General features: G+C 30.7%; 17 protein-coding genes, 1 pseudogene and 1 CRISPR repeat array. Of the genes and pseudogenes, 10 read left to right on the forward strand and 8 right to left on the reverse strand.

Annotated elements, in window-relative coordinates:
* Positions 1 to 357 precede the first annotated feature (357 nt).
* The 5 genes and pseudogenes from GCU34_RS13640 to GCU34_RS06505 all read right to left on the reverse strand — a co-directional run bounded on the left by GCU34_RS13640 (position 358) and on the right by GCU34_RS06505 (position 9,349).
* On the reverse strand, positions 358 to 621 hold the full coding sequence (locus GCU34_RS13640) for a hypothetical protein (RefSeq protein ID WP_072784896.1): 264 nt from the start codon (positions 619 to 621) through the stop codon (positions 358 to 360).
* A gap of 112 nt (positions 622 to 733) precedes the next feature.
* A CRISPR array of direct repeats spans positions 734 to 2,296; the repeat unit is 46 nt; unit sequence GTTGTGAATTGCTTTCAAAAGTTCTATTTTTACTATGATTTACAAC.
* A gap of 252 nt (positions 2,297 to 2,548) precedes the next feature.
* On the reverse strand, positions 2,549 to 2,896 hold the full coding sequence (cas2, locus tag GCU34_RS06490) for a CRISPR-associated endonuclease Cas2 (RefSeq protein WP_072784897.1): 348 nt from the start codon (positions 2,894 to 2,896) through the stop codon (positions 2,549 to 2,551).
* On the reverse strand, positions 2,889 to 3,785 hold the full coding sequence (gene cas1 / locus GCU34_RS06495) for a type II CRISPR-associated endonuclease Cas1 (RefSeq protein WP_072784898.1): 897 nt from the start codon (positions 3,783 to 3,785) through the stop codon (positions 2,889 to 2,891). The genes cas2 and cas1 overlap by 8 nt, the downstream gene beginning before the upstream one ends.
* Before the next feature lie 4 nt (positions 3,786 to 3,789).
* Positions 3,790 to 8,108: pseudogene (cas9, locus tag GCU34_RS06500) on the reverse strand (type II CRISPR RNA-guided endonuclease Cas9).
* Positions 8,109 to 8,599: 491 nt separating this feature from the next.
* Entirely contained in the window at positions 8,600 to 9,349 is a 750-nt protein-coding gene (locus tag GCU34_RS06505; RefSeq protein ID WP_072784902.1) for a hypothetical protein, read from the reverse strand.
* Between the two features lie 429 nt (positions 9,350 to 9,778).
* Between GCU34_RS06505 and truA the strand changes: the two genes are divergently transcribed.
* From truA to lpdA, 3 genes are all read left to right on the forward strand, one after another.
* On the forward strand, positions 9,779 to 10,516 hold the full coding sequence (gene truA, locus GCU34_RS06510; RefSeq protein ID WP_072784904.1) for a tRNA pseudouridine(38-40) synthase TruA: 738 nt from the start codon (positions 9,779 to 9,781) through the stop codon (positions 10,514 to 10,516).
* A 72-nt stretch (positions 10,517 to 10,588) separates the two neighbouring features.
* Complete coding sequence (locus tag GCU34_RS06515; protein WP_072784906.1) at positions 10,589 to 12,340, forward strand: ABC transporter ATP-binding protein; 1,752 nt, start codon at positions 10,589 to 10,591, stop codon at positions 12,338 to 12,340.
* Between the two features lie 143 nt (positions 12,341 to 12,483).
* Positions 12,484 to 13,872, forward strand: coding sequence for a dihydrolipoyl dehydrogenase (gene lpdA / locus GCU34_RS06520; protein WP_072784908.1), 1,389 nt, complete (start codon positions 12,484 to 12,486; stop codon positions 13,870 to 13,872).
* A gap of 64 nt (positions 13,873 to 13,936) precedes the next feature.
* Here the strand turns inward: lpdA and GCU34_RS06525 are convergent, their stop codons facing one another.
* Together GCU34_RS06525 and GCU34_RS06530 are read right to left on the reverse strand one after the other, a co-directional pair.
* A complete protein-coding gene (locus GCU34_RS06525) occupies positions 13,937 to 14,170 on the reverse strand; it encodes a hypothetical protein (protein WP_072785117.1) in 234 nt (77 codons plus the stop codon).
* 210 nt (positions 14,171 to 14,380) lie between these two features.
* Positions 14,381 to 15,535 (reverse strand): THUMP domain-containing class I SAM-dependent RNA methyltransferase, encoded by a 1,155-nt coding sequence (locus tag GCU34_RS06530; protein WP_227658754.1) that lies wholly within the window; start codon positions 15,533 to 15,535, stop codon positions 14,381 to 14,383.
* Between the two features lie 94 nt (positions 15,536 to 15,629).
* Between GCU34_RS06530 and GCU34_RS06535 the strand changes: the two genes are divergently transcribed.
* The 7 genes from GCU34_RS06535 to GCU34_RS06565 all read left to right on the forward strand — a co-directional run bounded on the left by GCU34_RS06535 (position 15,630) and on the right by GCU34_RS06565 (position 19,713).
* Positions 15,630 to 16,370, forward strand: a complete 741-nt coding sequence (locus tag GCU34_RS06535; RefSeq protein ID WP_072784910.1) for an SAM-dependent methyltransferase — start codon at positions 15,630 to 15,632, stop codon at positions 16,368 to 16,370.
* Positions 16,370 to 17,080, forward strand: coding sequence for a ZIP family metal transporter (locus GCU34_RS06540; protein WP_072784912.1), 711 nt, complete (start codon positions 16,370 to 16,372; stop codon positions 17,078 to 17,080). The genes GCU34_RS06535 and GCU34_RS06540 overlap by 1 nt, the downstream gene beginning before the upstream one ends.
* Positions 17,081 to 17,151: 71 nt before the next feature.
* Positions 17,152 to 17,967: an N-acetylmuramic acid 6-phosphate etherase gene (murQ, locus tag GCU34_RS06545; protein WP_072784913.1), complete on the forward strand. Its 816-nt coding sequence runs from the start codon at positions 17,152 to 17,154 to the stop codon at positions 17,965 to 17,967.
* 12 nt (positions 17,968 to 17,979) lie between these two features.
* A complete protein-coding gene (locus tag GCU34_RS06550) occupies positions 17,980 to 18,480 on the forward strand; it encodes a hypothetical protein (protein WP_072784915.1) in 501 nt (166 codons plus the stop codon).
* Positions 18,480 to 18,713 (forward strand): DUF6095 family protein, encoded by a 234-nt coding sequence (locus GCU34_RS06555; RefSeq protein ID WP_072784917.1) that lies wholly within the window; start codon positions 18,480 to 18,482, stop codon positions 18,711 to 18,713. The genes GCU34_RS06550 and GCU34_RS06555 overlap by 1 nt, the downstream gene beginning before the upstream one ends.
* Positions 18,694 to 19,275: a DUF1572 family protein gene (locus GCU34_RS06560; RefSeq protein WP_072784919.1), complete on the forward strand. Its 582-nt coding sequence runs from the start codon at positions 18,694 to 18,696 to the stop codon at positions 19,273 to 19,275. Before GCU34_RS06555 ends, GCU34_RS06560 begins: the two co-directional genes overlap by 20 nt.
* Before the next feature lie 69 nt (positions 19,276 to 19,344).
* The gene (locus GCU34_RS06565) at positions 19,345 to 19,713 is read left to right on the forward strand and encodes a DNA topoisomerase IV (RefSeq protein ID WP_072784921.1); all 369 of its coding nucleotides are present in this window, start codon (positions 19,345 to 19,347) and stop codon (positions 19,711 to 19,713) included.
* Positions 19,714 to 19,946: 233 nt separating this feature from the next.
* On the opposite strand, the gene GCU34_RS06570 is transcribed toward GCU34_RS06565, so the two are convergent.
* The gene (locus tag GCU34_RS06570) at positions 19,947 to 22,193 is read right to left on the reverse strand and encodes a multicopper oxidase family protein (RefSeq protein ID WP_072784923.1); all 2,247 of its coding nucleotides are present in this window, start codon (positions 22,191 to 22,193) and stop codon (positions 19,947 to 19,949) included.
* Position 22,194: the final 1 nt, after the last annotated feature.

Genomic DNA, 22,194 nt, shown 5'->3' on the forward strand with positions numbered 1-22,194 from the left:
AAAGAAGGGGAAATTAGTCTCAATTATATAACAAAGTTATAAAAAATCTCAAACCATTCACTAAATTTCTATTTTTTACTGTTTTTATAAAAATGAAACATCTGAATGTTTTTCTAAAAATAAACCTAAATCTGCTTAAACAAGCATATCAGTATCTAAGATAGGCATTTTGTACTTCTACTCCTTTTACTTCGTGCAAGATTATTTTTACTAATTCTATTGGTTTAATTTAAAAAAATTACAACTGTCATTAAGAATTAAAATGTAAAATTTTTTAATCAAGTCATCGAGCCTTCCTTTTCTTTAAAATATAAATTTAGATTAGAGAACTTTGAACAATTTATTTTCATAAAATCATCAGATTAGAAGTTTTTGAATATTTTTTTTATCTTTATTCAAAAGTTCGTTAATTAAAAGAGATTTCTTCACAGATTTGCTCTTAGGTAAATTAACGGACTTTTTTATAACTTTAGATTGTGAATTGCTTTCACTCGAGCGAAGCGACTGATGAATACATTTAAAAACAATCAACAAAGCATTCATAAAAGTTCTATTTTTACTATGATTTACAACAATACCTTCTTTTGCTCCTTTCAAATCTCCGTTGTGAATTGCTTTCACTTGAGCGAAGCGACTGATGAATACATATAAAAACAATCAACAAAGCATTCATAAAAGTTCTATTTTTACTATGATTTACAACTCTATATCAATGTTTCCGCTTATTGAAGTAGTTGTGAATTGCTTTCAAAAGTTCTATTTTTACTATGATTTACAACTCACATCCGTAGTATTCGCCATCAGGTTTTGTTGTGAATTGCTTTCAAAAGTTCTATTTTTACTATGATTTACAACACATTTTCTTCTATTGTAGGAACATTTACTGTTGTGAATTGCTTTCAAAAGTTCTATTTTTACTATGATTTACAACTGATGCGGTTAAATTTGTAGCTGAGAGGGTGTTGTGAATTGCTTTCAAAAGTTCTATTTTTACTATGATTTACAACTAAAATCCCTAACTTCAGTTGGAAGCCTCAGTTGTGAATTGCTTTCAAAAGTTCTATTTTTACTATGATTTACAACATATATAAATTATTTTCTTATAATTAATTCGTTGTGAATTGCTTTCAAAAGTTCTATTTTTACTATGATTTACAACTTCACTTTTTCCTGAAACATCTCTACCTGGTTGTGAATTGCTTTCAAAAGTTCTATTTTTACTATGATTTACAACCAGTACTTATTTAAAGTAACCTCGGCAGCGTTGTGAATTGCTTTCAAAAGTTCTATTTTTACTATGATTTACAACGATTCTTTATCAATAATGAAATATGGCATAGTTGTGAATTGCTTTCAAAAGTTCTATTTTTACTATGATTTACAACTTGCTTGTAGCAGTGGCGAATAGATAGATTGTTGTGAATTGCTTTCAAAAGTTCTATTTTTACTATGATTTACAACATAACATTGCTTTTTAATTGGAGAAACACCGTTGTGAATTGCTTTCAAAAGTTCTATTTTTACTATGATTTACAACAGGTTTAACTGGATTGCGTTCAGGCATTACGTTGTGAATTGCTTTCAAAAGTTCTATTTTTACTATGATTTACAACCCAGAGCAACCTTTGGTTTTGGATTTTTTAGTTGTGAATTGCTTTCAAAAGTTCTATTTTTACTATGATTTACAACCTAATGGATATTGCGGCACAACGCCAAATAGTTGTGAATTGCTTTCAAAAGTTCTATTTTTACTATGATTTACAACGCAAACCTGTGTTAGCATTAGTGCGGTTATGTTGTGAATTGCTTTCAAAAGTTCTATTTTTACTATGATTTACAACATTCCTAACGCTGATTTAATGGCTTACATTGTTGTGAATTGCTTTCAAAAGTTCTATTTTTACTATGATTTACAACGAATTAAAAACCTTTCACGCAGGTAACGAGTTGTGAATTGCTTTCAAAAGTTCTATTTTTACTATGATTTACAACGAGAGCAATCTTATTTATCTGCAGAAGAAAGTTGTGAATTGCTTTCAAAAGTTCTATTTTTACTATGATTTACAACTACAATGGACACGAACATATGGCGTAATTAGTTGTGAATTGCTTTCAAAAGTTCTATTTTTACTATGATTTACAACCAGTTTTCTATGTATAACGAGTTTGTGAGAGTTGTGAATTGCTTTCAAAAGTTCTATTTTTACTATGATTTACAACTATATGGTACAAATTGACCTTGTTGATTAAGTTGTGAATTGCTTTCAAAAGTTCTATTTTTACTATGATTTACAACATACCCCTTGTTAAAGTGCTGGTATGTTGTAAGTTATATTGATAAGTAGAAATAAAAAATGAAACCATTTTTTGTTCTCAAATTAATTCAAATACATTCTTTTTCTATCCTATCTAATTAAATTGCAAAAAGTTAAATTATTATATTGAATTACAATTCAGTAAATCATGTCTAACTGAGCAATGTCACACTGAGCTTGTCGAAGTGTCTTCGAAGTGTCTTCGAAGTGTTGTCGAAGTACAGCCTTAAAACTCAAAACAACTCTAATTGTTGATTAGGAGTATCTGGCTCAACCGATTTTTTACCATAAAAAATCTCCATCATCCCAAATTGTTTATCAGTAACTTGCATAAAGCCTATTTTACCTTGGGGAGGTAAATTATTTTTTAATCGTTTAGTATGAACCTCAGCATTTTCTTTACTCGCACAAAAACGCAAATAAATAGAAAACTGAAACATCGTGAAACCATCATCTAATAAATGTTTTCGAAAACGAGTAGCTACTTGCCTATCCTTCTTGGTTTCTGTGGGCAAGTCAAAAAAAACTAAAATCCACAAACTACGGTATTGATTAAGTCTTGAAAAACGATCCTCATACATAATCAGGATATAAAATTTTACGCGATTCCCCACTAAAACATTCATAAAGCGAATTAGTAGTTCTACTCATAGCCACTAGCAAAGGGCTACGTTTACCATCAAGCACCACATCTGTGGCAATAATTCCTAACAAATCTTTTTTTATTTCGGTAGTTAATTCCTCTACTGAAACATGCTTAACCAATAAATCAAGTACTAAAGCATCTACAAATGGACGATAAGGTTCCATTATATCATCGGCTAAACAATAAGCATTATATTTATTTCGATGAAAAATGCCGAAAGTTGGGTGCATACCCGAACCTATTAAAGCTCGAGCAGTAACTCCTCTTAAAATAGCATAGCCATAATTCAATAAATTATTAGGAGGAATACCGTTTTGATGCCGATTAAATCCTTCCATCGGGAACAATTGTTGCCAATAATAGGCAGCTGCACGAGCTTCGTGGTTTTGGGTATCGCCCGATGTAACACTCTTTGCCCAATGTTTCATGTTTTGAGTGGGGACTCCCCTAGTTTGCAACACACTCGCCTGATTCAATATTTTAGCTGTAACAGTTTGTTGCCACAAATTCTTTTTTAACGGTAACGACGCATGTATTTGAGTGCGAAACCGTTCCGATTGTTCACTATGACCATTTAATGGCATTAATAAACCAATGGGCATATGTTGCTGATTACAGTTAATAACAGCAACATTATTTGTAATTAACTTTTCTAACAACCCATTTGTAACCGTAATTTGTTGGTTTTCCATTACAATAACCCCTATATCTTCAATAGGAACGGTTTTAGCAGCTTGTTCCTCATCGGGATAGTTGACCACTAATTGTTCGTTTTTGGTACTCAAATAAGCAGGATTACCGAAAAAGAGGGTTCGTTTAATCATAAATTTAAGCTTTTGAAATGTTTCCTAATCTATCGACATTAAGTTTCATTAAAGTTTCTTTTTCATTTGTAAATTCTATTTTGTTAAGTTGGCTATATTCTATTTTGTTAACAATAACAGAAGCTACATTTATTGGGATAACATAAAGACGATTTCCTGTAAAACTAACGACTTTATATATCCTGTCTAATTCTTCTTTATTACCGTTTATAGAATCAATGTTGTCATATTCTTTAGAAGTATAAACTAAATCATTTGGAGACAAACTAAATTCTAATTTATTCCCTTTTTCATTAGTTTCAGGAACTGAAAGTAGCCCTTGCTTTTGCCTCTCAATAACTTCATTTAAAGGAATTGTAGCATAATTTCTTTTCCCATTGCGGTCTTCATAAACAGCAAAAAACAAATTGGTTCCTTTAGCTGTTTCTACATATTTATCTTTTTATTTCCTGTTTGACCTAAAGGAAACTTACTTCCCATTTCAAAAATTCTGACTTTATAAATAGGTTGATGTGGTTTACCATCATTATATTTTTCGATGTTTTTGTTCATGTCTTCAATTCCTTCGGGCGAAAAAGCTAACTCTGAATTTCCGTCTTTACTCAACAAGTAATTTTGAAGAATTTTCTGTATTCCTGTATCCGTTATAGATTCTATGTTTTTTAGATTGAATGAGGTATCAATACTTTTCCTTGTTGCTGTAAGTATTTTTCCCTTCGGAATTTTAATTCTTGGTAAATCAACTTTCCCTGAAACAGTATCCTTATGCATTGGCTTTCGTATAGCCCAATTCAATCCTTTTTGTTCTACCAATTCCTTTTTCAACTCTCCATTTTTCTCAACCCATTTTTCATATTTATTAGTTGCTTTATTAATTACACGAAGATTTTGTTTAAAACTCACTACAATTGTTTCTAATGAGTTTCTTGTGTCTTCTGTAAATGTATTCCAAGGCTTTTTGAACTCCGTAAACTTATCTCGTTCTTTACCGTTTTTATCATTCCATTTTCTAGTATGACGTAATTTAAGTTGTAAATCATATCGCTTTATTTCTGATTTAGCTGATTGATTATTTAATAAATTAACATGATCTCTCGTTGCACAAGCAATTATTAAAGCATCTAAAGCGTGATGACGATGGTCAATTCTCTTCTTTTGGAAGCCTTTACTTTGTTCAAAAGGGACAATTGGTAAATATTTTTGATGTTTTTCGTTATATGTAGTATATAAATTACTATTCGTAATTTGATTCATTCGTTCAAATCGAGGTAATATTAAGTCATTCCAAACATCGTTTAACCCCCAATCTTGTTTTAATTCAGAAGTTATTTTACCATTCAACGGAATTACATTTTTAGAATTTACTCCGTCATCATCTTTTTCGTTTCTAACAATGTTTGACAAAACATTAGAAATAAACTTACTGATGTATCTCGTGTCGTTCAATTGACGTTCAATCATTTTTTCAGGAATTTCTTCCAATAAAAGTTTGTTTCGCTTATTTCTGTTTTTTGAATAATTCTCTTTGATGAAATCTCTATATTGGTCTTCTGTGAAAATTTGAACTTCTTTTCCAAGTTCTACAGGAACTTTTTGTCCGTAATGATTTTTAATGAATTCCAAACCGAGCTGATTGTCTTTTAATTTATTAACAGCCGATTCACAAATTACTTTATTACTGAAACTATCATCAAAAAATCGACTTTGAGGAATAATGTGTTCTATTTCGTATTCGTGTGTAAATAGTTTATTTAATGGAATTATTTGTCCTGTATAAGGCGAACGGTATTTCTGTTCTAACCATAATTTGTAGCGTTGTAATTCCAATTTTGTTGGCTCTGCCTTTTTACTGATTTTTAATATTTCTTCTTCAACTTCCACATTCGAATTTAAAACTCCATCTTCGTAGATTTTTAAAATTTCCTGTTGCATTGGAGAGTACGGGCGAACATTTTCAACTTCTGAATCGTTCATCATTTCTATTAGCAGGGCTTTGATTCTGAGGTTTGTGTTTTCGTTTTCGGTAACAATATTTGTTAATCGTTTGCGTTCATCGGCTGTATTTTTCATTTCTCGAGCCAATTCAATATGGATTTCGTCAAAGAAATCTTTTTCACCATTGCCATATTGTTTCCAAATATCCTTAACAACACGAAGTGTCTCCGTTACAATTTGTTCTACAATCGGATTTCTTAAAGAATGTTGTTTAAAATCATTCAAATATTTTTCCAAATCATTTACCGAATTCCACTTTCCTGCAATATCTGCTTCTGAATGTCTATCATAAACGACATACTGAGCTAACCAAAGAGGTAATCCTTGAAAATCTGTTTCTTTTTCTAACTTGTTCTTTTCTGCTTTTTCGCGAACAATTATCTTGATTTGTTCATCAAATTCTCCTGTTAAAAGTTTTTCAATTCGTGATTTTGTTTTTTCATCAATAATGTTCCAATTCCAATATTTTCCAATTCTTAATAACGGAAGTAGTTTTTTAATTGCTTTCTCTGAAAATGTACCATATTCACTTTTAAAAGGAGGGAATTTTTTGAAATTTTCCACAAAAGACGAGATGTCTAAATGATGTTTTTCTGCGAATGATTCTATTGCTTTTTCATATTCTTTTTTATCTGTTACAGAATAAATAAGATGCCATAACTGTTGTTCAATTTCTCTAGTCAAAAAATTAGATGGGATATTACTTATTTTATTTAATCTCCTATTGATTTCATATCCCGTCTCATTCATCGGGAATTTCTTTGATTCATCTTTATCAGAATCATAAACATAGTTCCAACGATATTTAGAGATTTCTTCATTTTGTGCCTTTCCTTTCAAATTTTTGAAAAAATATTTCAAAATATCCTTATGGTCAACTTCCTTTTGACTCATTAAAAAATCAAAGAGATTTTCTAGATCTACTTGAGTTTTTATAAATTCGGATGTTATATCAGTGTCATCTTCTTTTTTGTAGATTTTCAGATTGTACAACCATTGCCAAACTCTAAATTCTTGATAATACGGATTTGATTTCGGGATGGCTTTTAAATATTCTTTTTTTTCAATACCGTCAATTTTGTATTTTCTATATTCTAAACTACAGTTTCCAATGGATGATTTTTGACTTCGTAAAGGTCTTTGATAGAAAATAATATCCTCCAAAAATAAATGAAGAAAATCCTTTTTACTTAAAGTTAGTTGGTGAGCTTCGTTATTTCTGTATAATTCTCTGATACAATCATTATATAAATCATCATTGAATAATTCAGGTTGTAATTCTATTTGCTTTTGTAAAATTGCTCTTATTTCCTCTTTGTAAAACTTACGTTCAATAGTACGAACTAATTTCCCTTTGATTTTTTGAGTTGGATTTTGAAGTAATGAATCGTAAATATATGTTCCAACTGTTTTATACGATTGTTCAATTTCTTGTTCAGTCTTTTTCTTTACTAATCCCCAATCGTTTTCACTCGGTGCTCTAAAGCTACGTTTTTCATTACCTTCTTTGTCTGTTTTTACTGAGCCATCATCATTCAAATCAGTTGTTACAATAAAATCTCTTGTTTTATTTTTCCAATCATCTAAAGATACTTTACTCGAACGCCTGTATACCCATCCATTTTCTAATACTAGAGAATACCACGTTTCTCCTTTATTGTTAGGCTTTTCATCAGGAATTACATCTGTAATTTTTAATGAATAAAACTCTACTAATTTATTTGGATTTTCTTCCTCTTCTTCTCCTCTTAGTTGATAATAACCTCTTTTTTGATTGAAGTTTAACAGTATCCAAGCAAGTTCTTGTCTATCTATTTTTTGAGTTAATGCTTTTTTGCGTAAATAATAAATTGTCCAATCATGAGGAACTAATTTATCTTTTCCATTTTCTTCTAAATATAACTGAGGTTGATATTTCTTGAAATCCTCCAACATTTCTTCAAAAGATTTCTTGAAAATAAATTGCTTGTTGTCATAGACTAATTTTGGTTCTAGTTCCGCCTTGAATTGTCCAAATCTTTTCTCAAAATCAATTTGATTTGCATAATGTTTTGGTAAAAAATTTAACACATTTAATATTCTATGCAATCTTTCTCTACGAAGTAAATGTCTTTCTCTTAATCTACGAACACCTCTGTATCCTGTCCTTTCTGAAGTTTGTGTTTTTGATGGTTTCCCTGCACCAAAATTATCTAAAACATCTTGTGTCATGGGAATTATTCTACTTCCCATCCCAAGAATTTTTCCTTGTTTATTTTTAAAATCTTGTTCTATCAACGCCCACCCAATAGAGTTAGTTCCTAAATCCAATCCTAATATTTTTTTCATAATATGTAAAAGTTATTTCTTTAGAGGTCACATTATCGCGTTTTATTTATACATGTTTGTCTACGCAAACTTTTAATTAGTAACGATTTTATAATTCACCTCAATAAGTTTAATTAAGTTGTTTATCAAAAATAATAAAAAAATATTTTTTTTATAAGGTTTTAAACTTATTAATTAAAAATATAATATATTTGCTTTAGAATTTTTGAAAAGCAATTCACAATAAGGATTATTCCGTTGTGAAAACATTTGGGTTGCCTCTTGTCCATTAATCAGGAGGCTTTTTTATTGACCTAAATCTCTCAAAACTAGGAAATTCATTTTTTTTAATATTAAATAAGTATAAATACAAAAATCAATTAATCCATTAGGTAATGCAGCATGTGTGTAATACAATTACTGTTTTTGTCCTAACGGATTATCTCCAAAATATAAAAACGCTGCTATTGCTAGCAACGTTTTTTAATTCTCAATTGAACACTAATAAAAAACTAACTTACCTTTAATAGGTGTAATACATTATAAGCTCCATTATTAAGTAAATACTGCATCCCATTTACCTCTTGAAAAAATTCAATCAATAATAAATGAAGTTGTACTCCCGTAACGGCAGGAACTGCATTAGGGGTTAAAACAGGTGTAATAGTACCTTGTACTAATGGATAAACTTGTTCTACACTTTGAGTAAGTTCAAAAGCACCTGTTGCAAAATCTAAATTTAAAAACCCAGCTTGCAAACTAAAATGAGTAGCGCCTTCTGCAGCACGCAATTGCTCCATTGGATTGAAAGAGGCAAAACTAATACTTCCATCTGTTGTATTAACAGTAATAGCAGTATTCAATACACTTGCTAAAGAAGCTTTAATATTAAAATCAAAACCTTCAAGCAAAAGTTGTCCCTCTAAAGTAGAAATACCTTCATTTACATTGCGTTGCCCTCTAACACTTGTACTATCTAATTTTTTAATTTCAGATAAAACTTTAACAAGCCTACTCGTCAGTTTACTGTCTTTCGCTTTAAATACCATCGGCCCTAATGCCGTTCGAATTAATTTACCTGATGCTGCAATACTAGCAAACTCTGACAAGTTTTCTCTAGTCCTTACAAAGGCAGGATCATTCATAATTCTGTTTTTACTTACACCACCCTTGGTGCGTACAAAGTGCCCGTCTGCACTTTTGTAGAAGGTCAAGTTATCTAACGTACCTTCAATCTTTACTAGGCTGTTTACTTTTGCCATTTTAAAAATATTTATTGTTAATAATGACACAAAGTTAGAGGCGCTATAAAAATTGTATTTTCAAATTTGCCGATAACATCACAAATCGCATAAAATTGCTAAAAAAAGGTATATTTTGCCATTAGTAGCACTTTTTGCCATATTTGCCAAAAAACAAACCTAACAAACTACACTTCAGTTAATTAAAAAAATAATATTTACATACAAAACAGAAAAAACAAATCAATTAATACAATTGTTTTAGGCATGGGCAATCCCATAGATACGCTATACATACCCTATACATACCCTATGGAATTCTTATATTTCATTAATAATTTCTTCAAACATTTTTAATAAAACTTTAAAACGAACTCTCCTTTTTCTTTGTAAATTTGCTTTCTGTAAAATTCAGAACTACCAATTACTGATTACTGACTATACTATATTTTGAGGTATTTTATAAAATTTGCTTATAACGGAAAAAACTATTTTGGGTATCAAATTCAACCCAACGCTGCATCTGTACAAGAAACCTTAGAAAAAGCACTTTCTTTATTATTAAGACAACCTATTGCTATTGTTGGCGCAGGAAGAACTGATAGTGGTGTGCATGCTAAAGAAATGTATGCACATTTTGATATTGAGTCAGCAATTGATACGCCAACTTTAATCAAAAAATTAAATTCTTTTTTACCTAAAGATATTGTCGTTTATGATTTTATAAAAGTAGATGATGAAGCTCATGCCCGTTTTGATGCAACTAAAAGAACTTATGAATATCTTATCCATACGTTTAAAGATGTTTTTATAAATGAAGGTAGTTGGTACCAACATCAAGAACTGGATATTGAAAAAATGAATGCGGCTTGTAAAATTTTATTCGAATATTCAGATTTTGAATGTTTTTCAAAAGTACATACTGATGTTCATACTTTTAATTGTAAAATTTATGAAGCCAATTGGCAACAAAATGGGAACCAATTAAAATTTACCATTTCGGCTGATCGATTTCTTCGCAATATGGTTCGAGCAATTGTAGGTACAATGATAAATATTGGTATGGGAAAAATATCTTTAGAAGATTTTAGAAAAATAATTGAAAGCAAAGACCGAAGCCAAGCCGGATTTTCAGTTCCAGCTCACGGTTTGTATTTGGTAAAAGTAGAATATCCTTATATCAATTGATAATGAACAATTAACTATGGATAATCAATTAAAAAACTCGTAATTCGTAATTTTAAACTCGTAATTGAATAAATGAAAATACTTCGCTCAAAATCTTTAAATAAAGTAATGCAATATGCCAAACCTTATAGAAACAGGTTCAATTGGGTAATTGTATGGGCTATTTTATTATCAATTTTTGCAGCAACAAGACCTTACGTTTTCAAAAAAATAATAGATGAATATTTATTAAATATTGACGACAAAAGTGGCTTTATGCTATTTGTTGGTATTATGGCTTTTACATTAATTGCAGAAGTAATTACTCAGTTTTACTTCACTTATTGGGCAAATTGGCTTGGCCAAGATATTGTAAAAGATATTCGCGATAAGCTTTTTGTACACATTACAAGCTTTAAAATGAAATATTTCGATAAAGAATCTGTAGGTAAATTGGTTACCAGAACAGTTTCTGATATCGAATCGATTGCTAGTATTTTCAGTCAAGGACTTTTTATGATTGTCAGTGACGTTTTAAAAATGCTTATCATTTTAGTTTTCATGTTCAGCAATAACTGGAAAATTTCATTTATTGTTGTTGCCATCATGCCTGTTATTTTATATGCTACCAATATTTTTCAAAAGAAAATGAAAGTAGCTTTTAACGAAGTGCGAAATGAAGTAGCCAACTTAAATACTTTTGTACAAGAACGACTTACTGGAATGAAGATTGTACAATTATTTAATCGTGAAAAAATTGAAGCTAAAAAGTTTGAAGAAATCAATCAGCGTCATAATAAAGCTTGGTTAAAAAACATTTTATACAACTCTATCTTCTTCCCTATTGCCGATATTATTTCGAACATAACTTTAGGTTTAGTAGTTTACTTTGGTGCTTTGTTTATTATAAAAGGAGATTTTTCAACTACGATTGGAGATTTAATCTCGTTCAATATGTATATACCAATGTTATACAACCCGTTACGCCAAATTGCTGATAAATTTAATGTGATGCAAATGGGAATTGTAGCTGCTGAACGTGTTTTTGAAATTTTAGAAACTGAAAGTCAAATTCAAGATAAAGGTACAATTGAAGCCACACATTTTAATGGCAATATTTCGCTTCAAAATGTTCGTTTTAGTTATGTAGAAGGTGAAGAAGTTTTAAAAGGAATTAACTTAGATGTGAAAGCCGGACAAACCATCGCAATTGTAGGAAGTACGGGTGCTGGAAAATCGACTATTATAAATTTACTGAATCGTTTTTACGAAATTGATTCGGGGGAAATTACAATTGAAGGTGTTAAAATTCAAGATTATACACTTTCTAGTTTACGCAAACAAATAGCCGTAGTATTACAAGATGTTTTCTTGTTTGCCGATACTATTTACAATAATATTACGCTTTACAATCCTGAAATTACTCAGGAACAGGTTGAAAATGCCGCTAAGAAAATTGGCATTCATAACTTCATTATGAGTTTGCCAAATGGTTATCAATACAATGTAAAAGAGCGCGGCGTAATGCTTTCATCTGGCCAAAGACAATTAATTGCTTTTTTGAGAGCTTATGTTAGCAATCCTAGTATTTTAATTTTAGACGAAGCCACTTCTTCAGTAGATACTCATGCAGAAGAAATGATTCAAAGTGCTACCGAAAAAATAACTAAAGACAGAACATCAATTGTTATTGCACATCGTTTGGCAACTATTATTAATGCCGATACTATTTTAGTAATGGATAAAGGTCAAATAGTTGAAAAAGGTTCTCACAACGAATTAGTTCAAAAAGAAAATGGTTATTATCGAAAATTATACGATTCACAGTTTTCAGTTAGCGCGTAGTTAATTCGTAATTGATAATTCGTAATTGATTTAAAATAATTCCTTAAATTCGCAAACACAAATAAACAAACCGAATAAATAATTAAAAATGAAATGAGCTTTGCGAATTCCATTTTTTACCTTAAAAAAATAAAATTTAAAAAATGAAATACGATATCATAGTTTTAGGAAGTGGTCCTGGTGGTTATGTTACCGCTATTAGAGCATCGCAATTAGGATTTAAAGTTGCTGTAGTTGAAAAAGAAAACTTAGGTGGAATTTGCTTAAACTGGGGATGTATTCCTACGAAAGCATTATTAAAATCTGCTCAAGTTTTTGATTACTTAAAGCATGCTTCTGATTATGGTTTAAAAGTTGACAATGTTGAGAAAGATTTTGGGGCTGTAATTGCACGTTCTCGTTCTGTTGCTGATGGAATGAGCAAAGGTGTTCAGTTCTTAATGAAAAAGAATAAAATTGACGTTATTGATGGTTTTGGAAAATTAAAACCAGGTAAAAAAGTTGATGTTACAGCTGCCGATGGTAAAGTAACAGAATATAGTGCAGATCATATTATTGTAGCAACTGGTGCTCGTTCTAGAGAATTACCTAACTTACCTCAAGATGGTAAAAAAGTTATTGGTTACCGCCAAGCCATGACGTTACCAGAACAACCAAAATCGATGATTGTTGTAGGTTCTGGAGCAATTGGTGTTGAGTTTGCACATTTTTATAACGCAATGGGAACTGAAGTTACTATTGTAGAATTTATGCCGAATGTTGTTCCTGTTGAAGACGAAGATATTTCAAAACAATTTGAGCGTTCTTTAAAGAAAGCTGGAATTAATGTAATGACAAATTCTTCTGTTGAAAGAATTGATACTTCTGGAAACGGAGTAAAAGCTTTCGTAAAAACAGCAAAAGGTGAAGAGGTTTTAGAAGCAGATATTTTATTATCAGCTGTTGGAATTAAAACTAATATTGAAGGAATTGGTTTAGAAGAAGTTGGTATTGCAACTGATAGAGATAAAATCTTAGTAAACGATTATTACCAAACTAATGTTCCTGGTTATTACGCTATTGGAGATGTTACTCCAGGTCAAGCTTTAGCACACGTAGCTTCAGCTGAAGGAATTTTATGTGTGGAAAAAATCGCAGGAATGCATGTTGAAGCTTTAGATTACGGAAATATTCCTGGTTGTACTTATGCTACTCCAGAAATTGCATCTGTAGGTTTAACTGAAAAAGCGGCTAAAGAAAAAGGTTACGAAATTAAAGTTGGTAAATTCCCATTCTCGGCTTCTGGTAAAGCAAAAGCAGCTGGAACACCAGATGGTTTCGTAAAAGTAATTTTCGATGCTAAATATGGTGAATGGTTAGGTTGCCACATGATTGGTGCTGGTGTAACCGATATGATTGCAGAAGCAGTTGTAGCGCGTAAATTAGAAACTACAGGTCATGAAATCTTAAAAGCAGTTCACCCTCACCCAACAATGAGTGAAGCGGTTATGGAAGCTGTTGCAGATGCTTATGGTGAAGTAATTCACCTTTAAGAGAAAAGAAGAAAGAAATAGAATACAGACAAAAAAACCGTTACAAATTGTAACGGTTTTTTTATTACTTCACCTCTTTTATCCCTTTTACAAATAACCATTTCATAAAAATTTTATCACCTTCCGCTGTTTTAATAAACTGAAATTTAGGCGATAAAAATATCGAAATCACTAAAGCAATCATTTTAGGTAAAAAACCTTCCATACCAAAAACATTAGTACAAATCACCCATGTTGGTACAAAAAACACCATAAATCCAGCTAAATTATATAAGAATGCTTTTGTCTTTTTACTCATGATTTTTAGTTTATTTGTTGATTTGATTATTTGTTTATTCGCAAAATTTGTCATTAGCTTCGCTCCGTTCGGTTTTACCTCGAGTCCGAACTTGTTTCGGAATCTTAAAATACACCTATCTCGATATTACCGCAAATTTCTTTTGCTCCTCTTAATATCAAATGCTCGAAGTGACATAACAATTGACGTATCGACACATTTTCTAATTGTCTAATTAAACTTGGCTCTTTTACTTCCTTCGTACATTTCGTATTTCACCAAACGCGCTTCTAATTTTCCATTAAATAGCTTAATTTTTCTACTAGGTTTTAACCCTACAAATTTTAGAGCTTCTAAATTTGCCGTAATAAACCAAGCATTTGTATTAGGATAATTACGTTTTAAAGTATCGCCAATTTCTCTGTAAAAACGTTCCATTTCAATATTTAAACGTTCTCCATACGGCGGATTGAAAACAATATGTAACGGACCTTCGCACATTTTTTCAGTTTGGAAAAAGTCTTCATGACGGATAGAAATATAATCATCTAAATTCGCATTACGAATATTATCTTTTGCTTTACTTACAGCACTTGGCGCTTTATCGTAACCTGTAATTGTATAATGAAATTCTCTCGTTTTCTTTAATAATGATTCTAAAATCATATCGAACAATTCACTATCCCAATCTTTCCATCTTTCAAAAGCAAATTCTTTTCGGTTAATATTTGCTGGAATATTACACGCTATCATAGCAGCTTCTGCTAAAATAGTTCCACTTCCACACATAGGATCTAAGAAATGAGAATTTCCTTCCCAACCTGTTAACAACAACATTCCAGCTGCTAACACTTCATTAATAGGAGCAATATTTGTTGCCGAACGATATCCTCTATGATGTAAAGATGCACCCGAAGTATCTAATGAAATAGTTGCAAAATCTCTATCAATATGAATATGAATGCGTAAATCTGGAAAATCTTTATCAATATTTGGTCTTTTACCCGTTTTCTCACGAAATTGATCTACAATAGCATCTTTTGTTTTTAATGCTACAAATTGACTATGATTAAAATGTTCAGAATGTAATGTTGTTTCCACAACAAATGTATTGTGTTCAGACAAATATTCTGTCCAATCTACACTTTGAACTCCTTTATATAAAGAATTATCGTTATACGCTTTAAATGTTTTAATTGGTTTTAAGATTTTTAAAGCAGTTCTTAAACTTAAGTTTGCTTTATACATAAATCCTTTATCGCCAACAAAGCTTACTACACGCGTTCCTTTTTCAACATTTTGAGCTCCTAATTGTTGTAATTCTTTGGCTAATATTTCTTCGAAGCCAAAAAAGGTTTTGGCTACCATCTTAAAGTTTTGTTCCATTGTCAATTTTCTTCGTTCTAAATTCCTTCTTTAGAACATTTATTGTGCAAAAATACATTAAATTTGCATGTTTAAACCTTTTGATTCAGAATAAATGCCTAATACAGAAAATCAAAAAAAGAATTGGTTCGCCTCTTGGTTCGATACGCCTTATTATCACATTTTATACAAAGACAGAGATTATACTGAAGCACAACACTTTATGGATAATCTTACACAATATTTAAACCTTCCAGAAAATGCTAAAATATTAGATTTAGCTTGTGGAAAAGGGCGTCATTCTATTTATTTGAATTCTTTAGGTTATGATGTAACTGGAGCTGATTTATCAGAAAATAGTATAAAAGAAGCTTCTCAATTTGCAAATGAAACTTTGCATTTTAAAGTTCACGATATGCGTGAAACATGTGAAGAGAAATACGATGCAATTTTCAACTTATTTACAAGCTTTGGTTATTTTGAAGATGATGCAGATAATTTAACAACTTTAAAAGCGATTCATAACAGTTTAGATGAAACTGGTTTTGCTTGTATCGATTTTATGAATGTTGATTATGTTATTGAAAATTTAGTTCCTGAAGAAGTAAAATCTGTTGATGGTATTGATTTTCATATTAAACGCTATGTAAAAGACAATCATATTTACAAAGAAATTGATTTTGAAGCAAATGGAGAAAAACATCATTATACTGAAAAAGTACAAGCTTTACGTTTAGAAGATTTTGAACAAATGATGAAAGAAGCAGGAATTTACTTGTTGGATATTTTTGGTAACTACAAATTACAAAAATTCTACAAAAATCAATCGGAACGCTTAATTATGATATTTAAATAATGAATATAGAAATTTATATTTTTCCCCTTTTATCTGTTTTAATAGGTTATTTTATTGCTTTGTTTTTAAAACCAAAAAGCAAGAAAAACTTAAAACTATTACTTGCCTTTAGTGGTTCATTCCTTTTAGCTTTAACGGTGATGCATTTATTACCTGAAGTTTACGAAGCAGATTTACATCATAGTGAAGAACATCACCATCATCACAGTAGTCCAATTGGGATTTTTATTATGGTGGGAATTATATTTCAAATTATACTAGAATATTTTTCTAAAGGTGCTGAACACGGACACGTTCATTCTCACGACCATCATCATAACATGCCCTGGTTATTATTTTTTAGTTTGTGTTTACATGCTTTATTAGAAGGAATGCCAATAAACCAAAATAATCATTTAGCTTACGGAATTGCGATTCATCACTTCCCTATTGCTATTATTTTAACTACGTTTTTACAAAATGCGAAACTGAATAAAAATGCAATTTTCTTGTTCATGATAGGCTTTGCATTAATGACTCCAGTAGGAACCTATTTGTCTGAAAATTTAAATTTCTTGACGCATTATTACACGCAAATCTCTGGAATTGTAATTGGTATTTTATTCCATATTTCATCTACCATTATTTTTGAAAGTAGTGAAGGCCACAAATTTAATTTAGCAAAATTATTAGTTATCGTTTTAGGTGTAGTTTTGGCCTATTTTATTTAATTTTTCATTGTTGCACTTATAAACAATTTCAAAACAATATTTTATATATTTGAATAGAAAATATTCTACCAATGAATTTCACCAAAACCACTGAGCAATCTTCAAAATATGAACATTTAGAAAAAATGTCGGTTTCTGAATTGTTGCAAAACATTAATAACGAAGACAAGACTGTTCCTTTAGCTATTGAAAAAGCCTTACCACAAATTGAAATTTTAGTGGAGCAAATAGTTGCCAAAATGAAAAATGGAGGGAGATTATTCTACATTGGAGCTGGAACTTCTGGACGTTTAGGAATTGTTGACGCTTCTGAATGTCCACCAACATTTGGAGTTCCTTTTGATTTGGTTATTGGATTAATTGCTGGTGGCGATAATGCTATTCGAAAAGCTGTTGAATTTGCTGAAGATGACACTAATCAAGCTTGGAAAGATTTACAAGAATGGAATATCAATGAAAATGATGTTGTAATTGGTATTGCGGCTTCAGGAACAACGCCTTATGTTATTGGTGGATTGGAAAAATGTAATCAAAATAATATCATAACAGGTTGCATTACGTGTAACGAAGGAAGTCCATTATCGAAAACGGCTCAATTTCCTATTGAAGTTGTAGTAGGTCCTGAATTTGTTACAGGAAGTAGTCGAATGAAAGCTGGAACTGCACAAAAATTAGTATTAAACATGATTTCTACTACTACTATGATTCAATTAGGTCGCGTAAAAGGAAACAAGATGGTAGACATGCAATTGAGCAACAATAAACTTGTAGATAGAGGCACTCGCATGATTATGGAAGAACTTTCGGTAAATTATGACGAAGCTAAAGAATTATTAATTAAATTTGGAAACGTAAGAAACGCTATAAATAATTATAACACAAAATAACCTTAATCAATTATGAAGAAGTTACTTTTTATATTTTTCGCTTTAATCGGTTTTACTGCTTTTGCTCAAAGAAATATTGGTCCGAAAGAAATTCCGGCTAACAAGCCAATCGAATTAACAAAAGGAAAATTCTTTGTAGATGGCGAACAATATTCTAGCTACGACATTAAAAATCATTTAAAAAACAACAATTTAGAAGCTTATAATTTATACAAAAAATCTAAAACTAAATCTTCTTTAGGAGGTTTTGCATTAGGTCTTGGTTGTGGTTTAATTGCTGGAGATGCCGTTAAAGCTTTAGTTTCTGATGAGGATTATCCTGGACCTTTTACTTATGTAGGTGCAGGACTAGTGGCTGTTTCTATTCCTATTTTATCGGGAAGAACAAAGAAAATGGAACAAAGCATTGAAACTTATAATAGTACTTTATCGAAAGAAAAAACTCTAGGTTTCAACTTTGATGTAAATATTATTACAAACAAAAACGGAATTGGTCTTAATGTAACTTTCTAATGGCAACAGATAAAGAAGTTTTATTTAAAGGCGTAAAAAAATTAGCAGGCTCACTTCCTTTTTTATTTATGGGACCGGTTGTAATTAATAGTGCTTTTAAAAATCAAGGTCATCCTTTATATCCTTTTGTACTGTTATTAGGAATTTTAATTTGTGTTTTAGCGGTTTATTTACTTTTTAAAGGAGTAACTACCATTACAAAAAGCATGTTTGATGGCGACAGAAATAAGTGATATCTATCTTGAAAGCATCGAAAAGCAAATGTTGTATTATAAAACAATTGCTGAAAAAGCTATAGATCAACTTGAAGATTCGCAACTTTTTATTTCGGTTAATGATGATACCAATTCGATTGCGGTTATTATAAAACACATGGCTGGAAATATGTTATCGCGTTGGACAGATTTTTTAACAACTGATGGAGAAAAAGAATGGCGTAATAGAGATGGTGAATTTGAAAATGAACTCGTTACTAAAACCGAACTTTTAGCTTTTTGGAATAAAGGTTGGGATTGCTTTTTTTATACCCTAAACAGTTTACAACCCGAAGATTTAAATAAGATTATTTACATTCGCAATCAAGGACAAACTGTTGTTGACGCTATAAATAGGCAATTAGCACATTATCCTTATCATATAGGTCAAATTGTTTTTTATGCCAAAATGCTAAAACAAACTTCTTGGGATAGCCTTTCTATTCCAAAAAACAAATCAAATGATTATAATGCTGATAAATTTTCGCAAGAAAAATCGTTACAGCATTTTACTGATGATGAATTAAAAAAATTAAAATAGCCCAGATAGTAGCGATATCCTTTTTTACAAAAAAAAGATAAAGCGAATAGCTGGAAAAGCTCCTTATAAATGAAAAAAATTGCATTATTATTCTCTTTAAGCTTAGTTTCGTGTTACCAACAAGAAAGAAATTGCACCGATTTTAAAACGGGAAAATTTGAATTTTCTCAGGAAATTGATGGAAAAACCGAAACTTCGGTTTTTGAAAGAAACGACTCGTTACAAATTGAAAATTTTAGAGGAACAATTGATACATCTAGTGTGAGATGGATTAATGATTGTGAGTTTGTTTTACAAAAATTGCACCCTAGAAATAGAGAAGAGAAAAAATCGATTCACATGAAAATTTTGACTACAAACGATAAGGGTTATTCTTTTGAATATTCTTATGTGGGTGAAACAAAAAAACAACGAGGTGTTGTTACAAAAGTGAAATAACTTTGAAATAAAAACATTAAAAAAGCCGAGTAAAAATCGGCTTTTTTTACAACACAACAACTTAAATTTTATTTATTTCACTAATTCCTTTGAAATAATTTCTATCTAAATCTACTATAGCGAAAGTATAAATTGTTTGTAACGTTATTTTAAACAAACTCTTACTTTAAATTTATCTCTACATTAATGAATTGTTAGGTGATTAAGTAATTATTAACTTAATATCAATTAATTTAGTAATTAACATTTAAACCAAAACCTAAACCCATATCACTGTCATAATGAGTAGTAACCGATAGGTTTTTTCCAACTATATATTTTAAACCAGACATATACTCTTTGTCGGTATTTACCATAAATGCAAATCTTAATCTTTTTGAAACTGGAATATCTTCACGCATTAATTGTAATCTCACATTCCCATCATGATATACTTCTGTTTGAAAATTAATCAATAAAGGTAATGTGTAAACAAATCCGACACTTGCTTGTAAACGTTTGTCTTTTGTACTTTCTTGTCCAAAAATATTTTCTTCAATTTCTCCCGTATCTAATTTTCTATAACGAGCATCAAAACCAATGAAAGGCATAAACCATTGATTTTTCCCAATATAACGACCAATGTGAGTTTCGGATTCATAACCGTGATCATCATTGTAACCTAATCTCCATTCTGTTCCAATACTCCATCGTGTATTTTGAAACTTCATTCTACCGTCATTTCCATTTGTAGCAAAATCATTTTCTGCCATAAAATGCCACTGATTACTTTCTTCTTGAAGCATTTTATAAGCTTTTTCTTTATTTGGTAAATATGGATTTGGAGATGAATTTTCATAACTAAAAACTCGATTCATTCCCGACATCATATGATACAAAATATGGCAATGAAAAAACCAATCGCCATCCGTATTGGCTTCAAATTCAATTACATCAGTTTCCATTGGTAAAATATCCAACACATTTTTTAAAGGAGCGTATTCATTTTTGCCGTTTAATATTCTAAAATCGTGTCCGTGTAAATGCATTGGGTGACGCATCATTGAATTATTTACCAATGTTATGCGAACTACTTCTCCTTTTTTAATCAGAATTTTATCGGTTTCAGACATCACTTTATTATCCATACTCCACACATAGCGATTCATGTTTCCAGTTAATTCAAAACGTAATTCTTTAACAGGAAGTGAATCTGGAAATGAAGTTTTAAAAGGAGCTTTTAGCATTCCATAATTTAATGTAACTAGTTTTGAATTTGGTTTCATTTCCATAGAATGCATAGAATGGTCTTCCATTTTATGATCCATAGATTTCATTTCCATTTTCTCTTCAGTATTTTTCTTTTTATCGGATTTCAATTCAGGATACATCACTTGGTTCAAATCCATTTTTTGAAAACTCATTTTCATACCCATATCATTCATTGTCCCATCCATATTCATCATGTCGTTCATCATTTTCATTCCTTCAAAATATTGAAGACGAGGTAATGAATCTGCTTTCATTTTATGCCCATTTCCTAAAAAAAGTGAAGCTGAACCTATTCTATCTTCAGAAGTTGCTAAAAATTCATAAGACATGTTCATTGGAACTGTAACTACAACATCATAAGTTTCTGAAACTCCAATTATCAGGCGATCTACTTCAACTGGTTCTACATCATTTCCATCATTTGCCACAACTGTCATTTTTCCACCAGCATAAGTCAACCAGAAATAAGAAGAAGCTCCTCCATTTGCAATACGAAGCCTAACTTTATCTCCTTTTTTAAACTGAGATAATTGATTGGTTTGCTTTCCATTGATCAAAAAAGAATCGTAATAGACATCACTAACATCCATTGCCAACATTCTTTTCCACTCATTATTAAATTTTGTTGCAAAATGTCCTTCCTTGATTGCTTCGCCATAACTTTGAACAGCATTTTTCTTAATAGCAAACCAATCGGATGCACTATGTAACATTCTATGAACATTCTTTGGATTATAGTTCGTCCATTCACTTAACATAATGGGAACTTGCGGTAAATCGTCGATTCCTGCTCTAAATGTCTTGTCTTCTTCTTTTTTATTAAGAATTAGCATTCCATACATTCCGATTTGCTCTTGCATACCACTATGACTGTGATACCAATGCGTACCCGACTGTATAATAGGAAATTTATAAACATATTCAGCACCAGGTTGAATTGGTTTTTGTGTTAAAAAAGGAACACCATCTTCTTTATTTGGAACATATAATCCGTGCCAATGTAAGGACGTTGTTTCTTTTAGCTGATTATAAACGTGAATTTCTGCAATATCGCCTTCAGTAAAGGTTAGAGTTGGCATAGGAATTTGTCCGTTTACAGCTATAGCTCTTTTTTCTTTTCCTGCATAATTTACTATTGTGTCTTTTACATATAAATCATATCTCACTACTTTTTGAGCAAATACTATTATTGAGAAAAACAATAGAAATAATATATATAGCTTCTTCATG

The organism is Flavobacterium haoranii, from assembly GCF_009363055.1.
Classification (GTDB): domain Bacteria; phylum Bacteroidota; class Bacteroidia; order Flavobacteriales; family Flavobacteriaceae; genus Flavobacterium; species Flavobacterium haoranii.

What these genes read in the sequence shown, in the direction of transcription:
- cas2 (WP_072784897.1), bottom strand. Translation starts at nt 2,896, where the DNA reads ATGTATGAGGATCGTTTTTCAAGACTTAATCAATACCGTAGTTTGTGG.
- cas1 (WP_072784898.1), bottom strand. Translation starts at nt 3,785, where the DNA reads ATGATTAAACGAACCCTCTTTTTCGGTAATCCTGCTTATTTGAGTACC.
- GCU34_RS06505 (WP_072784902.1), bottom strand. Translation starts at nt 9,349, where the DNA reads ATGGCAAAAGTAAACAGCCTAGTAAAGATTGAAGGTACGTTAGATAAC.
- GCU34_RS06515 (WP_072784906.1), top strand. Translation starts at nt 10,589, where the DNA reads ATGAAAATACTTCGCTCAAAATCTTTAAATAAAGTAATGCAATATGCC.
- lpdA (WP_072784908.1), top strand. Translation starts at nt 12,484, where the DNA reads ATGAAATACGATATCATAGTTTTAGGAAGTGGTCCTGGTGGTTATGTT.
- GCU34_RS06525 (WP_072785117.1), bottom strand. Translation starts at nt 14,170, where the DNA reads ATGAGTAAAAAGACAAAAGCATTCTTATATAATTTAGCTGGATTTATG.
- GCU34_RS06530 (WP_227658754.1), bottom strand. Translation starts at nt 15,535, where the DNA reads ATGGAACAAAACTTTAAGATGGTAGCCAAAACCTTTTTTGGCTTCGAA.
- GCU34_RS06535 (WP_072784910.1), top strand. Translation starts at nt 15,630, where the DNA reads ATGCCTAATACAGAAAATCAAAAAAAGAATTGGTTCGCCTCTTGGTTC.
- GCU34_RS06540 (WP_072784912.1), top strand. Translation starts at nt 16,370, where the DNA reads ATGAATATAGAAATTTATATTTTTCCCCTTTTATCTGTTTTAATAGGT.
- murQ (WP_072784913.1), top strand. Translation starts at nt 17,152, where the DNA reads ATGAATTTCACCAAAACCACTGAGCAATCTTCAAAATATGAACATTTA.
- GCU34_RS06550 (WP_072784915.1), top strand. Translation starts at nt 17,980, where the DNA reads ATGAAGAAGTTACTTTTTATATTTTTCGCTTTAATCGGTTTTACTGCT.
- GCU34_RS06555 (WP_072784917.1), top strand. Translation starts at nt 18,480, where the DNA reads ATGGCAACAGATAAAGAAGTTTTATTTAAAGGCGTAAAAAAATTAGCA.
- GCU34_RS06560 (WP_072784919.1), top strand. Translation starts at nt 18,694, where the DNA reads ATGGCGACAGAAATAAGTGATATCTATCTTGAAAGCATCGAAAAGCAA.
- GCU34_RS06565 (WP_072784921.1), top strand. Translation starts at nt 19,345, where the DNA reads ATGAAAAAAATTGCATTATTATTCTCTTTAAGCTTAGTTTCGTGTTAC.
- GCU34_RS06570 (WP_072784923.1), bottom strand. Translation starts at nt 22,193, where the DNA reads ATGAAGAAGCTATATATATTATTTCTATTGTTTTTCTCAATAATAGTA.